A 21,756-nucleotide genomic window follows, 5' to 3' on the forward strand; every position below is an offset into this window, starting at 1 on the left:
CACCTCACAGACCCGTTTTGTTTCAATGCTGCTTCGCCTGCAAAGGGTTTAGTATAATAACTTCTAATTACCTTAAAAGCCTGCGAATATCGTTTCAATGCTGCTTCGCCTGCAAAGGGTTTAGTATAAGAGATTTTATTCGTAATCCTGAAGAATGGCGTAGTTTCAATGCTGCTTCGCCTGCAAAGGGTTTAGTATTTTGGGAGAGAGTGGAAAAATCATCTTCATTAGAGAGTTTCAATGCTGCTTCGCCTGCAAAGGGTTTAGTATATCTCTAAGGCCTTGGGCAAGCTAGAGGCCGCTGGTTTCAATGCTGCTTCGCCTGCAAAGGGTTTAGTATCCTTAGAGTACTTCTTTTGTAGTGTCTTATAAGGCGTTTCAATGCTGCTTCGCCTGCAAAGGGTTTAGTATTGTATTGAAGCAGCGCATAACGCGCTTCATACAGAGTTTCAATGCTGCTTCGCCTGCAAAGGGTTTAGTATAGCACAGGCAGGAGAAGTATTCAGCTGCCGATAGTGTTTCAATGCTGCTTCGCCTGCAAAGGGTTTAGTATACGGTAAAGGATTTTCTTCATTTCAAGTAGTAGTGTTTCAATGCTGCTTCGCCTGCAAAGGGTTTAGTATAGGGTCGTAAGGTCCATTAAGAACTTCTCCACCTGGTTTCAATGCTGCTTCGCCTGCAAAGGGTTTAGTATCCATAAAAACCTTCAAAAGAACCACGAACTGATGATAGTTTCAATGCTGCTTCGCCTGCAAAGGGTTTAGTATAGGAAAAAAACAGACAATGACTATCATTGTCAGAAAAGGTTTCAATGCTGCTTCGCCTGCAAAGGGTTTAGTATCCGAACTGAGGCAAACGACATTTCGGCAACCGTAACGTTTCAATGCTGCTTCGCCTGCAAAGGGTTTAGTATCCAAGGGCCGAAAGAAGGCCGATGAGGAGGAGCGGTTTCAATGCTGCTTCGCCTGCAAAGGGTTTAGTATAGAGCGCCAAGAGAAGCTGGCCGCCATCAATAAAGTTTCAATGCTGCTTCGCCTGCAAAGGGTTTAGTATTTTTTGATACAATTACAAAAAAACTAAAAGAAGTGTTTCAATGCTGCTTCGCCTGCAAAGGGTTTAGTATATCTGCAAGACAGAAGTTAATTGAACTGGCATACGTTTCAATGCTGCTTCGCCTGCAAAGGGTTTAGTATGTAAAAGAAGAGTTTCATACCTTGGCTGTATATCATGGTTTCAATGCTGCTTCGCCTGCAAAGGGTTTAGTATCTGCTAAGCCTGCACTTACTGCAGGTGGAGATCAGCGTTTCAATGCTGCTTCGCCTGCAAAGGGTTTAGTATATAGAGGGCGTATCAAATACGACTCTAATGAAATGTTTCAATGCTGCTTCGCCTGCAAAGGGTTTAGTATTGGTTTTAGGCCGGGATTATTTAAGAAACCCTCAAGTTTCAATGCTGCTTCGCCTGCAAAGGGTTTAGTATAGTCATAGTGATATATTACGGCATAGAGGTAAAAGTTTCAATGCTGCTTCGCCTGCAAAGGGTTTAGTATAAAAGAAGCAGCCGATGCACTACATAACCTCAACGTTTCAATGCTGCTTCGCCTGCAAAGGGTTTAGTATAAAGCGCTGCTCACGCTCATACAGCTCGCCTTTTTCGAGTTTCAATGCTGCTTCGCCTGCAAAGGGTTTAGTATCTGTAGGTGCATCAGTAACGATTAGACTGTTTTCATGTTTCAATGCTGCTTCGCCTGCAAAGGGTTTAGTATATCTGCAAGACAGAAGTTAATTGAACTGGCATACGTTTCAATGCTGCTTCGCCTGCAAAGGGTTTAGTATGTCGACGTCTACCATTGCTGTGATGTCTAATGCTGTTTCAATGCTGCTTCGCCTGCAAAGGGTTTAGTATTCTATAGACTTGTAATATAATCTAGGGTTCTTATAGTTTCAATGCTGCTTCGCCTGCAAAGGGTTTAGTATACTCCCTTGACCTTTAATCTTTTAAAAGCCAAGTTGTTTCAATGCTGCTTCGCCTGCAAAGGGTTTAGTATATAAATAACGACATGTCCTTTGTAGGACCTACGAAGGTTTCAATGCTGCTTCGCCTGCAAAGGGTTTAGTATTGCAGTTTCTCCGATAACACCACCATCAGTGGTAGTTTCAATGCTGCTTCGCCTGCAAAGGGTTTAGTATTTTCATGGAATAATTTTTAATAAGTTTAATAAAGTTTCAATGCTGCTTCGCCTGCAAAGGGTTTAGTATATTCATGGAATGGCTAATAGTCGAGCTATCCGCAGTTTCAATGCTGCTTCGCCTGCAAAGGGTTTAGTATCGGATTTGTGCTCACGGATTACATCGTAATCCTCGTTTCAATGCTGCTTCGCCTGCAAAGGGTTTAGTATTATTTATTATGATGGCGGTTTACGCCTATCAGAATGGTTTCAATGCTGCTTCGCCTGCAAAGGGTTTAGTATTGGGAGCCTCAAGAATTAACAATATGTCTTGATGTTTCAATGCTGCTTCGCCTGCAAAGGGTTTAGTATAATTCCCCTTGGCTTCAGAGATAGCTTCACCTCCTGTTTCAATGCTGCTTCGCCTGCAAAGGGTTTAGTATCCTAATGTAGATGGAACAAGCGCTTGGCAAAAGTCGTTTCAATGCTGCTTCGCCTGCAAAGGGTTTAGTATCGGCTAAAGACTTACTCCCCAACTCAGCCACAATGGTTTCAATGCTGCTTCGCCTGCAAAGGGTTTAGTATTGAATATTACGGTATGTCAGCTGAACGAATAATGGTTTCAATGCTGCTTCGCCTGCAAAGGGTTTAGTATAATGACCATCTTGGTCATAAAGGAATCGTTGGTAGTTTCAATGCTGCTTCGCCTGCAAAGGGTTTAGTATCACTTCCTTTAGCCCTTCTTTTTGCATCCAATCTGTTTCAATGCTGCTTCGCCTGCAAAGGGTTTAGTATCGAGACGTTTCAGCTTGTATGTTATCGGCCCACCGTTTCAATGCTGCTTCGCCTGCAAAGGGTTTAGTATCTTTAAGGCCTGCAATAGCGTCCTCAATACCCTTAGTTTCAATGCTGCTTCGCCTGCAAAGGGTTTAGTATTTAAAAAATAACAAATGAAAAAATTTTTAGATCGTAGTTTCAATGCTGCTTCGCCTGCAAAGGGTTTAGTATGCATGGGCCAAACTACATCCGTTCCATTCCTGCAGTTTCAATGCTGCTTCGCCTGCAAAGGGTTTAGTATTTATACTTCTCAATTGAGAGTATAAAAATTTTAACTGTTTCAATGCTGCTTCGCCTGCAAAGGGTTTAGTATCTAACACGGGCAAAGCTTATCGTGATGGGAACGGCGTTTCAATGCTGCTTCGCCTGCAAAGGGTTTAGTATAATTACAAGAAAACCAATTCATAACGGAAAAGAAGTTTCAATGCTGCTTCGCCTGCAAAGGGTTTAGTATAATTATGTAGATTTAAAGTAATCTTTATGGGTGACGTTTCAATGCTGCTTCGCCTGCAAAGGGTTTAGTATATCCAGTAGGTCAATTTGATTCAATAAAAGTTAGAGGTTTCAATGCTGCTTCGCCTGCAAAGGGTTTAGTATGTGAAAATTAATTAGAAAACTATTCAATCAATATTGTTTCAATGCTGCTTCGCCTGCAAAGGGTTTAGTATTCAATATAAAATGGATAGTCTACCTACTATCCAAGTTTCAATGCTGCTTCGCCTGCAAAGGGTTTAGTATTTTCCTTTATACATAGCTCTTGAGTAAGATGTCAGTTTCAATGCTGCTTCGCCTGCAAAGGGTTTAGTATCCGAGATCATGCAAGAATCTTAGTATCCTCTGTAGAGTTTCAATGCTGCTTCGCCTGCAAAGGGTTTAGTATTAAAGAGTTTCTTTTTTTTTAATTAAAAAAATAAAGTTTCAATGCTGCTTCGCCTGCAAAGGGTTTAGTATATATGCTAAAGACTGTAGAGAAACGCCCTGAGGAAGGTTTCAATGCTGCTTCGCCTGCAAAGGGTTTAGTATGGCTTTGCCGCTCTATTTTATGTGGCTGTATTGCCAGGTTTCAATGCTGCTTCGCCTGCAAAGGGTTTAGTATGGGGTGTTTTTTGAGCAAAGTTTAATTTGCACGATGTTTCAATGCTGCTTCGCCTGCAAAGGGTTTAGTATAATTTCATCAACAACAATCAAATCGTATTGTGTAAGTTTCAATGCTGCTTCGCCTGCAAAGGGTTTAGTATTCTAGCATAAATTCAGTGCGCACCTTCCATTGGTTGTTTCAATGCTGCTTCGCCTGCAAAGGGTTTAGTATTCGCGAATACTCAACCCAGATTCGGGAGGCAGGGTTTCAATGCTGCTTCGCCTGCAAAGGGTTTAGTATCAGCGAGGCGCTAATCAAGCCTCGGGCTAAGATGTTTCAATGCTGCTTCGCCTGCAAAGGGTTTAGTATGGAGTAGAAGTTAGTCGAAACGCAACACGGGTTTGTTTCAATGCTGCTTCGCCTGCAAAGGGTTTAGTATAACGTAGATGCCACAAAGGACTTTAGTGCTAGCGGTTTCAATGCTGCTTCGCCTGCAAAGGGTTTAGTATATGAAATTAAAGTCCTCAGAATTGGTCATCCGCGTTTCAATGCTGCTTCGCCTGCAAAGGGTTTAGTATATATCATTTCCATCAATAGGAAGGGGGGAATCTTGTTTCAATGCTGCTTCGCCTGCAAAGGGTTTAGTATTTGTCGGTTGGTTGGATGGAACGTCGTAAAGGTGTTTCAATGCTGCTTCGCCTGCAAAGGGTTTAGTATCGGACTTTGTGTCTGCGGAAGAGGAAGAGAAAAGGTTTCAATGCTGCTTCGCCTGCAAAGGGTTTAGTATGTAGCTGAAGGGATATATACCGAGCAAGCCGAAAAGTTTCAATGCTGCTTCGCCTGCAAAGGGTTTAGTATGCCCTAGACAATGCGGCCAGCTACAGCACAAACAAAGGTTTCAATGCTGCTTCGCCTGCAAAGGGTTTAGTATAGCGGCCACTGCTTGCTGCTCGGTGAAGACGGCAGTTTCAATGCTGCTTCGCCTGCAAAGGGTTTAGTATGCTTTAAATTGGAAGCCCTACGCAAAGAAGTTGAGGTTTCAATGCTGCTTCGCCTGCAAAGGGTTTAGTATAAGATTGCAATTTTCAAATTTTGAATTTTGAAGCTGTTTCAATGCTGCTTCGCCTGCAAAGGGTTTAGTATTACCAATCCTTTTATAGGTAAATGATATGGAGTAGTTTCAATGCTGCTTCGCCTGCAAAGGGTTTAGTATAGCCATCTACTGGCGCCGTGTATACGCCACTACTATAAGTTTCAATGCTGCTTCGCCTGCAAAGGGTTTAGTATATCAAGTCTTTAATTTTCCCATTTGTTTTGAGAAAGTTTCAATGCTGCTTCGCCTGCAAAGGGTTTAGTATATACCACTGTAGTTTTTAAATTAAAAAATGAACTGTTTCAATGCTGCTTCGCCTGCAAAGGGTTTAGTATTTGGTAAGCTTGCTTATGGGCTGTGAGTCGAAAGAAGTTTCAATGCTGCTTCGCCTGCAAAGGGTTTAGTATCTGCCCTCCCCCAACTACTTCTAATGGAAGTTTAGTTTCAATGCTGCTTCGCCTGCAAAGGGTTTAGTATTGGCTAGACCAGTTTGCACAATATCAAAGGCTTGTTTCAATGCTGCTTCGCCTGCAAAGGGTTTAGTATATAAATAAAATGAATCAAGTCTTTAATTTTCCCATTGTTTCAATGCTGCTTCGCCTGCAAAGGGTTTAGTATTTGTAACTCTGACATAATTGAACACAAAGTTATGTTTCAATGCTGCTTCGCCTGCAAAGGGTTTAGTATTTCTCCATTATAAACACTACCGTTTTGAAGAAAAGTGTTTCAATGCTGCTTCGCCTGCAAAGGGTTTAGTATTCTGAAAAAGGTACGTGATAAATCTCATCAATTTGGTTTCAATGCTGCTTCGCCTGCAAAGGGTTTAGTATTCAATTCGCTGATTGCCTAAACGGTACTGAAACTGTTTCAATGCTGCTTCGCCTGCAAAGGGTTTAGTATTTGCAGCAGCAGTTGCTGCCTGAAATTACAGTAGGTTTCAATGCTGCTTCGCCTGCAAAGGGTTTAGTATAAAAATTAGCTTTAGCGTCAATAACTCGGTATTCTCGTTTCAATGCTGCTTCGCCTGCAAAGGGTTTAGTATAGCGTGGAAATGTCCTCCACGCTATGCCTAATAGCTGTTTCAATGCTGCTTCGCCTGCAAAGGGTTTAGTATTAGATTTTGCTCCAGTATAGCCGGAACCTCTGTCGTTTCAATGCTGCTTCGCCTGCAAAGGGTTTAGTATTCATAAATTATATTTTTAAGAAAACTCCAAAAAGTTTCAATGCTGCTTCGCCTGCAAAGGGTTTAGTATTTTTTCAATGGGTCTTTTTTAGACACTTTAGGAGCGGTTTCAATGCTGCTTCGCCTGCAAAGGGTTTAGTATAGGAGAGAAAAGGCAAATAGGGGGCGTTAGGAGAGTTTCAATGCTGCTTCGCCTGCAAAGGGTTTAGTATAAAGAAAGGTAATAAGGCCAAGATAAAAGCGCTAGTTTCAATGCTGCTTCGCCTGCAAAGGGTTTAGTATCTATTCCGAATATATGGCGCTTAATGCCATCGAGGTTTCAATGCTGCTTCGCCTGCAAAGGGTTTAGTATACATAAGGCTTTAAATTTAATAACCCAAACTTAGGGGTTTCAATGCTGCTTCGCCTGCAAAGGGTTTAGTATGTTAGTTTATCGTAACTTTTCTTTTTGATGAAAGTTTCAATGCTGCTTCGCCTGCAAAGGGTTTAGTATAAGTTATTTTAGTCCCTGTCAAGTAAGCGTGACACGTTTCAATGCTGCTTCGCCTGCAAAGGGTTTAGTATGCGGGCATAAACCAGCGGTAAGATAGTTCGGTTAGTGTTTCAATGCTGCTTCGCCTGCAAAGGGTTTAGTATGGAGCAGTTTAACCTCATGCTCAGGAGGCAATACTGTTTCAATGCTGCTTCGCCTGCAAAGGGTTTAGTATAGGGATTGCTTCTCATCAATGATCTCGTCATAAATGTTTCAATGCTGCTTCGCCTGCAAAGGGTTTAGTATTTAGATGACATCTTAGGGCAAGGCGAAACGATCGCCGTTTCAATGCTGCTTCGCCTGCAAAGGGTTTAGTATGTTAGATAATCTTAAAAAACAATATAGCTATGGAGTTGTTTCAATGCTGCTTCGCCTGCAAAGGGTTTAGTATTATATTCTTCGCTTTGGCTGGGGCTGTGCTTGACGTTTCAATGCTGCTTCGCCTGCAAAGGGTTTAGTATTAAGCGTTCTAGATATTGGGCTTCTTCCTCTTTGCTGTTTCAATGCTGCTTCGCCTGCAAAGGGTTTAGTATAAAATTAATGGTGGTTAGCCGCAGTAATATGGGGTTTCAATGCTGCTTCGCCTGCAAAGGGTTTAGTATAGCGTTCGCCCTCCCAAAGTACATAGCCCTCGGCGTTTCAATGCTGCTTCGCCTGCAAAGGGTTTAGTATTATGCAAATGAATAATGAAATAAGAACGGGTAGAAGTTTCAATGCTGCTTCGCCTGCAAAGGGTTTAGTATGGACAAGGAGCGCAGCGATGCGCAAACCGAGCTAGTTTCAATGCTGCTTCGCCTGCAAAGGGTTTAGTATTGAAAATATTTGTTGTTGAAGTAATGGGGTCGCCGTTTCAATGCTGCTTCGCCTGCAAAGGGTTTAGTATCCAGAGGGCCTTGAGTACTACCAAGCCACTATGGAGGTTTCAATGCTGCTTCGCCTGCAAAGGGTTTAGTATCCTTTCTACTTTCTGCCCACTCGGCGTAGCGCTCTGGTTTCAATGCTGCTTCGCCTGCAAAGGGTTTAGTATTTACATTGCCCTTCTTAATGGCCGTATAAAGCGAAGTTTCAATGCTGCTTCGCCTGCAAAGGGTTTAGTATGAATGCAGCCGAAGCCATTGAAATGGCAAAAGGAGTTTCAATGCTGCTTCGCCTGCAAAGGGTTTAGTATTGTTTTATAAGCCCCTGCCAAGGCTTTGGTTAAAGTTTCAATGCTGCTTCGCCTGCAAAGGGTTTAGTATTGAACCGCTGCATTATACTTGTCTATTTCTTCGCTGTTTCAATGCTGCTTCGCCTGCAAAGGGTTTAGTATTCATAAGCTATGATTTTACAACCCCCTCTCAGCAGTTTCAATGCTGCTTCGCCTGCAAAGGGTTTAGTATCTAAAAGACTTTTTTGGCGATATAGGTGTATCAGGTTTCAATGCTGCTTCGCCTGCAAAGGGTTTAGTATAGCTTAGGCCTTATCAATAAGGCCAAAAAAGAAGTTTCAATGCTGCTTCGCCTGCAAAGGGTTTAGTATTTTCTCCCGGCTTTATTATCCACACCTGATCAACAGTTTCAATGCTGCTTCGCCTGCAAAGGGTTTAGTATTCATATTCAAAATATTTCCAATATTTACATCATCAATGTTTCAATGCTGCTTCGCCTGCAAAGGGTTTAGTATTAAATGAGATCATTTTTTGTTTTTAAAGTTAAAACGTTTCAATGCTGCTTCGCCTGCAAAGGGTTTAGTATTAGTCCCTCCCCACTCTCTTGGTGGTACTGTGAGTGTTTCAATGCTGCTTCGCCTGCAAAGGGTTTAGTATAAAGCGCTATTTAAGCGCTACGCTGGTAACGTCGCGTTTCAATGCTGCTTCGCCTGCAAAGGGTTTAGTATTAAAGCGCATAGAGCAGGACAGTAAAGGAGCGGAGTTTCAATGCTGCTTCGCCTGCAAAGGGTTTAGTATATTGGAATTCCCCTCTCCCTACGGAAATTGACTGGTGTTTCAATGCTGCTTCGCCTGCAAAGGGTTTAGTATACTTTACCAGAACCTTATGGAAAATATTCTGGAGGTGTTTCAATGCTGCTTCGCCTGCAAAGGGTTTAGTATTCAGGTACAGGTTAGTAGCTCACAGCCCCATCAAGTTTCAATGCTGCTTCGCCTGCAAAGGGTTTAGTATACCTATGAAAAGTATGACCTCCGGTCCTCATTGCCTGTTTCAATGCTGCTTCGCCTGCAAAGGGTTTAGTATACAAATAATGAGTAGTAAAAACAAAGGGCTAAACGTTTCAATGCTGCTTCGCCTGCAAAGGGTTTAGTATAAAAACGACGCAGGCAAAGCCGAGTTTATCGGCGTTTCAATGCTGCTTCGCCTGCAAAGGGTTTAGTATGAGGCTCTATTAGGTTTTTACCTTCACCAATAAAGTTTCAATGCTGCTTCGCCTGCAAAGGGTTTAGTATTTATATAACTGGATTAAATTTTTAGACTAATGAACAGTTTCAATGCTGCTTCGCCTGCAAAGGGTTTAGTATCTGTCCGTTTTTTCTCTTAAACCTTCGGGGCTGATAGTTTCAATGCTGCTTCGCCTGCAAAGGGTTTAGTATAGCAATGTGGCCTCGTACGAAGCCAGAGTTTTAAAGTTTCAATGCTGCTTCGCCTGCAAAGGGTTTAGTATTTTGGTAAGTTCCAAAGTCATAGTTGGAAAAGCTGTTTCAATGCTGCTTCGCCTGCAAAGGGTTTAGTATCAAAAAACAAGCAGAAAAAGAATTAGCTATTCAATGTTTCAATGCTGCTTCGCCTGCAAAGGGTTTAGTATACACATAGGCTGTATTGAGGCTGTAGAGGGAGTAGGTTTCAATGCTGCTTCGCCTGCAAAGGGTTTAGTATAGCTAAGAACGGCAAGGCCGAAGCTCACAATGCCGTTTCAATGCTGCTTCGCCTGCAAAGGGTTTAGTATAGATTGAATGAGATTATGAAAATGCTCATTGAAGGTTTCAATGCTGCTTCGCCTGCAAAGGGTTTAGTATAGGTAGGGTTTTTTATGCATAGCTCTGAGCTATACCTGTTTCAATGCTGCTTCGCCTGCAAAGGGTTTAGTATAACTTGTTGAGCTAATCCCAATAGAGATTGAGGGTTTCAATGCTGCTTCGCCTGCAAAGGGTTTAGTATCCAATAACTTTCATCAAATCCTTTGTAAATTACCGTTTCAATGCTGCTTCGCCTGCAAAGGGTTTAGTATACACACAAGGAGATGGGAAAGGCAAACAGCGAATGTTTCAATGCTGCTTCGCCTGCAAAGGGTTTAGTATACTTGAATTTGATACGCTAATATTAGCCCTATTAGCAGTTTCAATGCTGCTTCGCCTGCAAAGGGTTTAGTATGCCCGTAGCGGCAACTGGTGTAGCGCTATTAATGTTTCAATGCTGCTTCGCCTGCAAAGGGTTTAGTATTTAAATAATTATACATTACATCACGACTCCAATACCGTTTCAATGCTGCTTCGCCTGCAAAGGGTTTAGTATATTGTAGTCAATCCAACTCAACTCTTTACGAATTTGTTTCAATGCTGCTTCGCCTGCAAAGGGTTTAGTATAGTCTGCCATATTGTTTAGTTTTTAAATAAAAAAAGTTTCAATGCTGCTTCGCCTGCAAAGGGTTTAGTATGAAATACCAAAATTTTAAAAAATGAATAAGGAAGAAGTTTCAATGCTGCTTCGCCTGCAAAGGGTTTAGTATAGCAAACCCAAGCCAAGAAAATATGCTACCTATGGTTTCAATGCTGCTTCGCCTGCAAAGGGTTTAGTATTAAAGAGGCAAAGCTCTTTTTGTTCAGAAGAAAGGGTTTCAATGCTGCTTCGCCTGCAAAGGGTTTAGTATACAATTGTTCCACGTGGAACAACCTTTTTTTTACCGTTTCAATGCTGCTTCGCCTGCAAAGGGTTTAGTATAACAAGAAAAATGCAGCTAAAAGAAAACCAGATAGTTTCAATGCTGCTTCGCCTGCAAAGGGTTTAGTATCAAAGAGGCAAAGCTCTTTTTAGGTAAGGAGCAGGTTTCAATGCTGCTTCGCCTGCAAAGGGTTTAGTATGTAGGTTAACCGCTGCTAGGTAGGCGATTTGTTCGAGTTTCAATGCTGCTTCGCCTGCAAAGGGTTTAGTATTACAAAATTGCCAAGGAAACTGGCCTCCTTATGGCAGTTTCAATGCTGCTTCGCCTGCAAAGGGTTTAGTATTGGTTGGAGCGGCCCCAAAGGCAAAATGTTAGGAGGTTTCAATGCTGCTTCGCCTGCAAAGGGTTTAGTATCTGTCTGTTTAGTTCGGTGGTGCTTTTTACAAGCGTTTCAATGCTGCTTCGCCTGCAAAGGGTTTAGTATTTCAAATTCGATAACTTTTCTTAGTGCTTCAATAGTTTCAATGCTGCTTCGCCTGCAAAGGGTTTAGTATTTTAAAGATGAAAAAGGCATATCGGAATGTTATATAGTTTCAATGCTGCTTCGCCTGCAAAGGGTTTAGTATCAAAGAGGCAAAGCTCTTTTTAGGTAAGGAGCAGGTTTCAATGCTGCTTCGCCTGCAAAGGGTTTAGTATGTAGGTTAACCGCTGCTAGGTAGGCGATTTGTTCGAGTTTCAATGCTGCTTCGCCTGCAAAGGGTTTAGTATTACAAAATTGCCAAGGAAACTGGCCTCCTTATGGCAGTTTCAATGCTGCTTCGCCTGCAAAGGGTTTAGTATTGGTTGGAGCGGCCCCAAAGGCAAAATGTTAGGAGGTTTCAATGCTGCTTCGCCTGCAAAGGGTTTAGTATCTGTCTGTTTAGTTCGGTGGTGCTTTTTACAAGCGTTTCAATGCTGCTTCGCCTGCAAAGGGTTTAGTATTTCAAATTCGATAACTTTTCTTAGTGCTTCAATAGTTTCAATGCTGCTTCGCCTGCAAAGGGTTTAGTATTTTAAAGATGAAAAAGGCATATCGGAATGTTATATAGTTTCAATGCTGCTTCGCCTGCAAAGGGTTTAGTATTAACAGCGTGTTTGTTAAAGCACCTTCTACACAGGCAGTTTCAATGCTGCTTCGCCTGCAAAGGGTTTAGTATAGTGAATCTTCAAGTTTCTCATTAGAATCAGCGGCGTTTCAATGCTGCTTCGCCTGCAAAGGGTTTAGTATAGGCCAACGGTACTTCTACGATGAAGTCCAAGACGGTTTCAATGCTGCTTCGCCTGCAAAGGGTTTAGTATAGCGGCTTACCTACGCCGCTAGGGTAAATGGTTTAGGTTTCAATGCTGCTTCGCCTGCAAAGGGTTTAGTATTGCCAAAGATGCAAACATTATTTTTGACAAATTTTGTTTCAATGCTGCTTCGCCTGCAAAGGGTTTAGTATCCCAGCGCAAAGGCCAAAGAGGCCCCAGATGAATTGGTTTCAATGCTGCTTCGCCTGCAAAGGGTTTAGTATATTCGGGCTCTCTCAGTAAGTATTGAAACGAGTGTTTCAATGCTGCTTCGCCTGCAAAGGGTTTAGTATAAAGAGGGGGGAAAAGCTATTGGACAAATGAGCTGGTTTCAATGCTGCTTCGCCTGCAAAGGGTTTAGTATCAAACCGTTTTGGAAGCTACTTTCTTAACGGCGGTTTCAATGCTGCTTCGCCTGCAAAGGGTTTAGTATAGGGGAACGGCTTCTTTTAGAAGAAGCCGAAAAGGTTTCAATGCTGCTTCGCCTGCAAAGGGTTTAGTATAGATGAGCAAAAAGGAGCTCATAGCATTGGAGGGTTTCAATGCTGCTTCGCCTGCAAAGGGTTTAGTATAGTTTATTAGCACTATTGGAAATATTTACACAATGTTTCAATGCTGCTTCGCCTGCAAAGGGTTTAGTATGCGGCTTTGTCGCAACTCTCGCTCCGCTTCTTTTGGTTTCAATGCTGCTTCGCCTGCAAAGGGTTTAGTATAAATTAAATTACTTTCTTGAGTTCTTCGATGAACTGTTTCAATGCTGCTTCGCCTGCAAAGGGTTTAGTATACACATCGCCAAACTCATCAAAGCTAGCTTGCATAGTTTCAATGCTGCTTCGCCTGCAAAGGGTTTAGTATTATGATCTGAGTTTTGGTTAAGCGCACAACCTTGTTTCAATGCTGCTTCGCCTGCAAAGGGTTTAGTATATATTCGAGTTGCAGGGCCTTTGGCTTTTCCAATGTTTCAATGCTGCTTCGCCTGCAAAGGGTTTAGTATGCCTTTACAAGCAATTTTACGCCTACTTTAATATTGTTTCAATGCTGCTTCGCCTGCAAAGGGTTTAGTATTTAGATCATCGAATACCGACATAATCAATTGCTTGTTTCAATGCTGCTTCGCCTGCAAAGGGTTTAGTATAAGGTCGGGTCGTTCGATAAACAGCATCACGTTGTTTCAATGCTGCTTCGCCTGCAAAGGGTTTAGTATGTAGAAACCTCATATGCAGCTTATGAAGCAAATAGTTTCAATGCTGCTTCGCCTGCAAAGGGTTTAGTATTTTTAAAAATAAAAAGTTTCCAAAAATGAAGGAAGTTTCAATGCTGCTTCGCCTGCAAAGGGTTTAGTATCAAATTGGGGCCTTTTTTTATGTCTGGTAATGAGGTTTCAATGCTGCTTCGCCTGCAAAGGGTTTAGTATTTGGGCTTCGATCCCAAGAACATTATTCGCAAAAAAGTTTCAATGCTGCTTCGCCTGCAAAGGGTTTAGTATACACTAGAAAATAAAAAGCCCTGTGAGCAATGCGGGTTTCAATGCTGCTTCGCCTGCAAAGGGTTTAGTATACAGACAAGTTTATATAAGGGGCTTTATTGAAAACTGTTTCAATGCTGCTTCGCCTGCAAAGGGTTTAGTATGCAGCCACCGCCCATGGGCGGATTCCCTACGAATGTTTCAATGCTGCTTCGCCTGCAAAGGGTTTAGTATAGGACAAAGAGGGCGTTTCTACCCTCTTTACCGGCGTTTCAATGCTGCTTCGCCTGCAAAGGGTTTAGTATTTTCTGGCAGCTTGGCTTTGCCGACCGTTTTGGCGTGTTTCAATGCTGCTTCGCCTGCAAAGGGTTTAGTATAGCACTCGGATAGCCAATGATATTTGGGAGCAGAGTTTCAATGCTGCTTCGCCTGCAAAGGGTTTAGTATCTGCCTCTTTTTCGGGTGTGGCGCTAACATAGTAGCGAAGTTTCAATGCTGCTTCGCCTGCAAAGGGTTTAGTATAAGTGTCTGGAATTGTAGATACAAGCAACCTAAGCTGTTTCAATGCTGCTTCGCCTGCAAAGGGTTTAGTATTTTTTCACCCTACAGCTTACTCCGACCTAAGTTGTAGTTTCAATGCTGCTTCGCCTGCAAAGGGTTTAGTATTTGAGCTCATCGATCAGCATCTGCTCACTGAGGTGTTTCAATGCTGCTTCGCCTGCAAAGGGTTTAGTATTGTAGGAAGTAAAGCGGATGATATAAGGAACTCCGGTTTCAATGCTGCTTCGCCTGCAAAGGGTTTAGTATTTTCGCTCAATGTGCCGACTGTATTTCGGAAGGTTGTTTCAATGCTGCTTCGCCTGCAAAGGGTTTAGTATAAAAAGCAGAAAGTTATGCAGCGTCAAATAAGCAAGGTTTCAATGCTGCTTCGCCTGCAAAGGGTTTAGTATATTCTACCTAGATCAAAAAGAGTTCGAACAAATGTGTTTCAATGCTGCTTCGCCTGCAAAGGGTTTAGTATGGCGGCGCTTTTGAGCGGGTTGTAACTTCTCAAAAGTTTCAATGCTGCTTCGCCTGCAAAGGGTTTAGTATTCCAATAATTTAACGCATATAAAATGGACCTAAGAGTTTCAATGCTGCTTCGCCTGCAAAGGGTTTAGTATTGGTACATGCAAGTATTTCAGACTCGCCTCCACAGTTTCAATGCTGCTTCGCCTGCAAAGGGTTTAGTATAGCGGCAAAGATTTGGGCATCCAGAAATGTCGTCGTAGTTTCAATGCTGCTTCGCCTGCAAAGGGTTTAGTATAAGCGGTCGGGCGTTGATGTCGGTGCTAAAGAGGTTTCAATGCTGCTTCGCCTGCAAAGGGTTTAGTATTGCGGCTTTAAAGTCCCCGCCATGGTCGAATATAGTTTCAATGCTGCTTCGCCTGCAAAGGGTTTAGTATCGCATCGCTCTCTATCGCCAAACATTAGATGGTGTTTCAATGCTGCTTCGCCTGCAAAGGGTTTAGTATAGCAAAACTATCATATAATTTAAAAAGCCATAAGAACGCTAGCACCGACATTAGAGGCATATAACCCCGAAATATACCGCAAAGCATCCAAACGCCATTTTTCCATTTTAAGAAAGTTTTAAGATTTGTAAAAGCCAAGCCCAAAACCAATATGCCCAAGCCCAAAAACTCCCAAATCCAAACCCAATATAACCATTTTCCCCAAAACCACAAACAAAAAAAAAGAGCGAAATAAGCCCTACGCTATCTCGCTCCCCATCTCTTAAGCATATCTAATGCCCCTTCTTTTCCCTAATCTCCAATAACCATTTTACCGCCTCTCGCTCATTCGTAAACAACCGAATCGGATGCGAGATTTTGTTCAAACTTAACATAAAATTTCCCAGTATTTTAGAAGCCCCATTGTTAATCAATCCAGCCCCCGCAGCAATGTTCAACCGCGGGTCTCTCTCCCCAGATATTCGCCTAGCTTCCTTAGACTGCCCCCTCAATCCACGCATGTCCGCCAAAAAATATAATGGCTGACTCCCCCGAATCTGATAGGCGGCCTCTATCCACTCCAAAGAATCCTCTGCCTCCAAATAAGCCCCCTGGCCCAGTCGCTGTACCAAAATTCCCGTCTGCTCATCCATATAAAGCAAACTCTTTTTTAATTGTATTTCCGTTCTCATAGCTTCCTCCCCTCAGGGATATTCTCTTTTTTTTGCCATTAAAGCCGCAAAATAAAAAAAGAAAATTAAGGGCCTCTAAGTAGGGGAGTAGGCATTATACCTACCCGTTTTCTAGCCTGCTGATAGTAAGTCCTTTAAATGATGTCTGTTTTTTTATTGTCTCTACGCCTTTTTTGGGGCTGCCCCTCCCTGCGGTCGGGTCGGGCCATTTCGCCGCTCGCTGTTCGCTCGGCCCTGCAGCGGCTGCGCCGCTTTGGTCTGCCGCCTGCGGCGGCCCTGCTACAGCCCCTCAGCCAGATTTAATCGCGCTGCTTTGGCCATCTTTGCTATGAATTTTTGGCTAGGCCAGCTATTTTTTAAGGGCATAGCCTTCGCTATGGCCGAGAAAAATAGGGCCGACTAGCGGGAAATTGCTGCAAACTATAAAAGTGAGTGCGTTTAAATCTGGCTATTGCCTGCGGCGGCTGCGCCGCCTGCTATCTGCAAACAAATTTACCGCAAATAGGGAGGTGGTTTACAATAATATAAAAGGATCCCCCTCATCAATTAAACCGCCAAAGCATCCCCCCAAAAGCCCCCCAACCCCAGATGAGCGGCCCAGCGCTGCGAAGGGGTGGCCCAAAGGGCCAGACCAAAGGCGAAACGAAGTGGAGCCTGCAGGGCCGAACAGACCTGTGAGCCCCGAAGCATAGCGGCGGCCAGGCAAGGCAAAGCCGGCCGGCCGCGGGCCCCTAGGCCTTAATAAACTCAATCTCCCGCTTCTTCCGGTTGTTGTACCTGATTTCCAAAATATAAGCCCCAGCCTCCAAATCAGAAAGATCCTCCAATATCAATAGTTCATTAGAACTCAAACCCGCCTTTAATTCCAATTTGACCCGCCGCCGCTGATCGTAAATCCGTATCCTTGCCGATTTCATCTTCTTACCCAAACGACCAAAGCGCAAATTCAATTCTTTTTGCACCGGATTAGGATAAATGGCCAACTGCCCCCCCTCTTTGCTCTTCCAGCCCCGCACAAATACTACCTCCGAATAGGCCTCCTGCCCATGATTAGACAATTGCCGAAACCGATAGTAGCTGTCGCCATCAAAAGCATTGACATCCGTAAACCGATAGTTGGTGGGCGCCTCGCTGTTGCCAAAACCCGGAATAAAACCCACCAAATGAAAGTCTTCACTGCCCGCTAAACGACGCTCCACCAGAAATCCCTTGTTTTCGGTCTCTCTAGGGGTGGTCCAACGCAACTCTACTTCCCTGATGTTTTTGCGCTTGGCCCGAAAAGCCACTAACTCCAGCTTCTGAAAGGCAAAGTTGAGGTATTTGAGCAACAAGGCCGTAGATACCAAGCCTTTGTTCTCAAAAATTCGCTCGCGTTTGCTGGGGTCAGCATCAAAACGAGACTCAAAAGAAGCCCCCAAGTAAATGCTGCTTTTGTTACTGACCACCAAGGCTTTGGTCCGGTCGTTCCCACTGCCATCCAAGGCTTTGGCCCAACTCAAGCGCGCATCCTTGGCCGATACTTCCATCAAGAAGATATCCGACTTCAAGAGGTTGCTGGTCTTCAAGATGAGGCTATCCGAAGTAGGCATTTCCCCCTGAAAATAACCCGTCAATAAAATCTGCTGACTGTCTACCGCCGCCATGGCCGTAATCCTCGTTTTCTGATCACTGCCCCAAGACTTTAGCCATCGAAAATCTCCAGCCTTGCTGTAATGGACCAAAAAGGCATCTCTAGTCCCCCTAGCCTTCTGAGTCCTCGGACCAAATGCCGCCGTCCCCTCAAAACTCCCCCCCAAATAAAGCCCCAATTTAGGCAGGTATAAGAGCTCGCCCAAACGCTCGTTCGAATGCCCACCCAATAGCCGCGCCCATCGAAAATCTCCCCCCCGATCTAAAGCCAAAATGGCCAAATCCTGCTCGCCCGCAGCCCGCAAAAGCTGGTTCTGCCGATGCCCCAATTTGAGCTGCTTCGAAAAGGATAAGCCCAAATAAATCTGCCCCTGCTCATCTAAGGCCAAACGCCCCCGATTCGGCGCCAAACAATCAAAGGTTTTAAACCAAGCGAGCCGCCCCGACTCTACCGATAGCGATAAAAGCAAAAATCCCGATTTGTCCAATAAGCTCTGCCCCTCATAAACTAAACGATCCCCCCGATGACTGAGCAAAACTAATAGCTCCCCATTGGGCTGCTCCTTGATGGCCAGCAAATCTACCTCCCCCAAACTTTTCCATTCTTTAGCCCAAAGGAGCTCCCCCAAACTATCCAACTTGAGCAAAAAGGCGTCTTGCTCGCCCTCGGCCTGCCAACAAAGACTGTCCGACAAACAGAAGTCGGCCCCATAACTGCCCCCCAAAAAACTTTCTGCCGCCGCCGTCTGATATAAGGCCTCTGCCTTGTCGGCCCCCAAGCCCCCAAATTGCCGAAACCAACGCAAACGCCCCAAAGAATCGTACTGACTAATCAAGATGTCGCCCCAACGCCCCTTGCTCTTGAGCAAGCTATCGGAACTGATGGAGAGGGCCCCCTCAAAATAAACCGCCGTCAGAATTTCTCCCGAAGCCCTAGGATAAAGAGCCTCTATTCTCGATAAAGAGGCATCGTAACGATAGCCCATGGCAAAGGCAAAATCATAGGCCAAACTCTCGGCCTGATAATGGGCCACAAATAAGGTCTGTATGGCATTGCTGTTCAATAAGGCCTGCCTAGGGGAGGGGTCAAAATCTGCCGCCCCCTCAAAACTGCCCGTCAAAAAGACTTGCCCCTCTAAATTGAGCTTCATGGCCTGCACTTCCTCATATAAGGGGCCCCCAAAGGCTTGCATCCGCTTAAAGTCCCCCTCAAAACTGTATTGGGCAATGAAGAGATCCGACTGCTCGCCCTGCGCCCGAATCTGCTGCTCCCCCTCCAAAATCTGCCCCGAAAAACGCCCCGCTATCCCCAAAAGCTTTCGCCCCACAATTTCTATACATTGCCCCCGATCATCTCCAACTCCACCAAAACGCTTGATCCAATTCAAACGCCCCTTTCTGTGAAATTGGGCCAGAAAAATATCCGACTCTCCCGCACTCTTTAGCCCCCCTAGCTCTCCCCGAAAACTCCCCGTCATAAAGGCTTCTCCCACCGAGTTGACCACAATGTCACTTAGCTCCATCCCCGCCGTGGCCGCTAGGGTCTCTTTCCAAATTAAATCGCCCAAAGGGGAGTACTTGAGCAAAAGGGCCGCCCCGCTCTCTGGCGCCTGCAAACTGTCCAGACTAAAGTCGTCATAAATAAAACTCCCCTTGGCTGTCCCTGCTAAATAGAGCTCTCCCAAACTGCTCAAGGAGAGAGCCGTGCTCAAATCGGCCCCCTTACTCCCCAAGGTCCGCAACCAACGCCAATCCGAAAAGTCCTCAATCTGCCCCACAAAAATATCCGAGCCCCCAAAGGCAGGCCGCTTCTTCCCCAAAGCACTAAATTCTTCCCGATATTCTCCCGTAATGTAAATGCTGTGGTTGTAGGCCTTGATGTCTAAACCCTGATCACTGCCCTTGCCCCCAAAAGAAACCGCCTCCAAGGCCTCGCCCTCCTCCGAAATGCGCAGAATAAAGACGTCTTCCTCCCCCTCACTCAGTAAATAGTCCCGCTCCGACCAATATAAACTGTCCGAAAAATAACCCGTCACCAATAGCTCCCCCTGCGCATTCAAATCAATCGCCTGAGCCGCATCATTACCATAACTGCCCAAGGGCAATACCCACTGAAAATCCCCCCGACGGTTGTATTTGGCCACAAATAAATCGTTCTTCCCCCTGGCTTTCCGCAAGGCCTGACTATCTACCGCCGGATTAAAATCAATGCTGCCATTAAAGTAACCCAATAAATAGAGCTCCCCCCGAGGCCCCAAATAAAGATCCAAGCCCTCCGCCTGCCCCCCATACTGCGTCTGACTAGATAACATTTGCCCCCAAGCAAAACTTGGCCGCTCTTGGGCCAATAACAATAGGGGAGAGAGCAGAAAAAGAAACGGAAGAAGTAGCGAAGAATAGGGCATGAAAGTTCTTGATATAGCGACCAAATAGAATAACTGCCCGCAAAGATAAACAAGTTGCCCCAATTTGTAGGCCTTCCGCTTTTCCCGAGCCGCATTTAAAACGGATTTGATACGGCTTTATTTTTTTGGGGCCTCCGCTGCGGCTTCGCCTTGCGGCGCTACGCTTCAGGGCTCGCAGGTCTGCTCGGCCCTGCGGCCTGACGGCCTTGGTCTGCGGCTTCGCCGCCCCCTTTCGCATCGCTAGGCCGCTCAGCAGTTGTTTTCAAGCTTATCTTTCTGCTTCGGCCATAGGGCAGTTTAGTTAAGCCATTCTGCAACTTCAGAATAGAGCATTTCATTTGGGCTAAGCTATTTGTAATTTGCGAAACGGCATTTGTAAAGTAGGGGAAGCTATTTGTAGGGACTATTCAGGATTTTGTGTGTTAGAATGAAATTTGGGCCTTTAGCCTAGTGCTCAAAAGCCGCAGGACCTGAAAACAAAATAGCATCTCTACCTAAGCAGAGTAGGGGGGGGCTGTTTAGCCAGCCCCATCAGCAAACAAGGGCTTCAGCCCGCTGCTTTGCATAGGTCCACAACCCTGGGCTTTAGCCCAGGGCCCTAAACAACTTCTTGTTGTTTAGAAACAAGCCTCGAAGCAATGATTGGCTCCCTCCCCCCAGTTGTTAGGCAATTGTTAAAAATAAAAATAATGTAACAAAATCAAAAAGGGCAAAAGTTAGGTCTGGCTGCTAGCTAGCTAGGTCTGGTTGCTAGCCGAGTAGGTCTGGCTGCTAGCTGAGTAGGTCTGGTTGCTAGCTGAGTAGGTCTGGTTGCTAGCTGAGTAGGTCTGGTTGCTAGCTGAGTAGGTCTGGTTGCTAGCTGAGTAGGTCTGGCTGCTAGCTGGGAATGTCTGGCTGCTAGCTGAGTAGGTCTGGATGCTAACTGAGTAGGTCTGGTTGCTAGCTGAGTAGGTCTGGCTGCTAGCTGGCTAGTGTCTGGCTGCTAGCTGGCTAGGTCTGGTTGCTAGCTGATTAGGTCTGGTTGCTAGCTGGCTAGGCCTGCTTGCTATCTAGCTAGGTCATGGATGCTATCTGGGTAGGGGACTGTTCACGATTTTGAAGAATTAAAATAAAATTAGGGCCTTTATCTTGTTAGGATTCGGCCACTAGTCGCCTAAGGACTTGTCCCTATGCACCAAAAACGGGAAACACTAAATATTAAACAATCTCCACCTCAACGACCACATGGAGTACCCATAGCGCCGCCAGGCGAAGCCGCAATCTGAAGCCCCAAAAAACGCCCTTCTCACACAAAGTGAAAACGGCCAGCTATCACTATTCTCGTCTCTCTACTCAGGGGAGGGCTATCTTCTGCATCTAAGATTCTTTCTGACTGATCCGTCATCGAAATCCATCTTTGTTCCAATTCTTTTTCTAGCGGCAGATTTTGAAAAACCTTTGCCCTTTTCAAAAACCTCAATAACATTGATTGTCATTGGTTTAGGTCTTGGTTCGCCAAGAATGTACTTACAAGATTTTGGAACGGCAAAAGTCACTTTTTTAGATCGAATAACTAGCTTCTTCCCGTTAAGTTTTTACGGCTACTCTTGACCGTTTCTGTCGTCTCAAAATCTGCTGGATAATGTTCAAAGACATCACATAATGGAATCTTTTTGCCATCCTCCCAAATCGTTGCTCGTCTATCTGTTCGAGACCGAATCAAGAACTTAATATGCTGCCTGAAAAACTTTCCATCATGGGATAAACATCTCCTTCTCGATCACAAACATGTAAAATATCAATTAGGTCGTTAATCACTTTTAACGCAGATTCTGTCTCTTCTACATTTACTTTCCACCTCGTAATTTCACCTCTAAAATGACCCGTATTTCTATTTTCAGCCTCCTTACAAGTTACTCTATTTTTATATCGATTGTAAAGCTGAACACCTCCTAAGCCATGATAATGAAAGCTTTCTCGACCATATAGTAGAGCCATGTGAAG

Annotated in this window: 3 protein-coding genes, 1 pseudogene and 1 CRISPR repeat array (1 of these 5 running past the window's edge); all 4 genes and pseudogenes read right to left on the reverse strand. The window is 44.5% G+C overall.

The genetic code is table 11. The features are described from left to right. A CRISPR array of direct repeats spans positions 1-15,068; the repeat unit is 36 nt; unit sequence GTTTCAATGCTGCTTCGCCTGCAAAGGGTTTAGTAT (it extends 2,605 nt beyond the left edge of the window). Positions 15,069-15,340: 272 nt separating this feature from the next. Beyond that, a complete protein-coding gene (locus SAPGRDRAFT_RS16250; RefSeq protein ID WP_037350404.1) occupies positions 15,341-15,739 on the reverse strand; it encodes a DUF7793 family protein in 399 nt (132 codons plus the stop codon). Positions 15,740-16,470: 731 nt separating this feature from the next. Continuing rightward, the gene (locus SAPGRDRAFT_RS16255) at positions 16,471-19,773 is read right to left on the reverse strand and encodes a T9SS type A sorting domain-containing protein (RefSeq protein ID WP_002660316.1); all 3,303 of its coding nucleotides are present in this window, start codon (positions 19,771-19,773) and stop codon (positions 16,471-16,473) included. Between the two features lie 1,552 nt (positions 19,774-21,325). Further along, complete coding sequence (locus SAPGRDRAFT_RS23620; RefSeq protein WP_253271351.1) at positions 21,326-21,475, reverse strand: hypothetical protein; 150 nt, start codon at positions 21,473-21,475, stop codon at positions 21,326-21,328. Then, a pseudogene (locus tag SAPGRDRAFT_RS23625) lies at positions 21,472-21,756 on the reverse strand (IS4 family transposase); the annotation flags it as partial. The pseudogene SAPGRDRAFT_RS23625 and the gene SAPGRDRAFT_RS23620, both read right to left, overlap by 4 nt.

The sequence above is a fragment of the Saprospira grandis DSM 2844 genome, from assembly GCF_000275825.1.
Classification (GTDB): Bacteria; Bacteroidota; Bacteroidia; order Chitinophagales; family Saprospiraceae; genus Saprospira; species Saprospira grandis_A.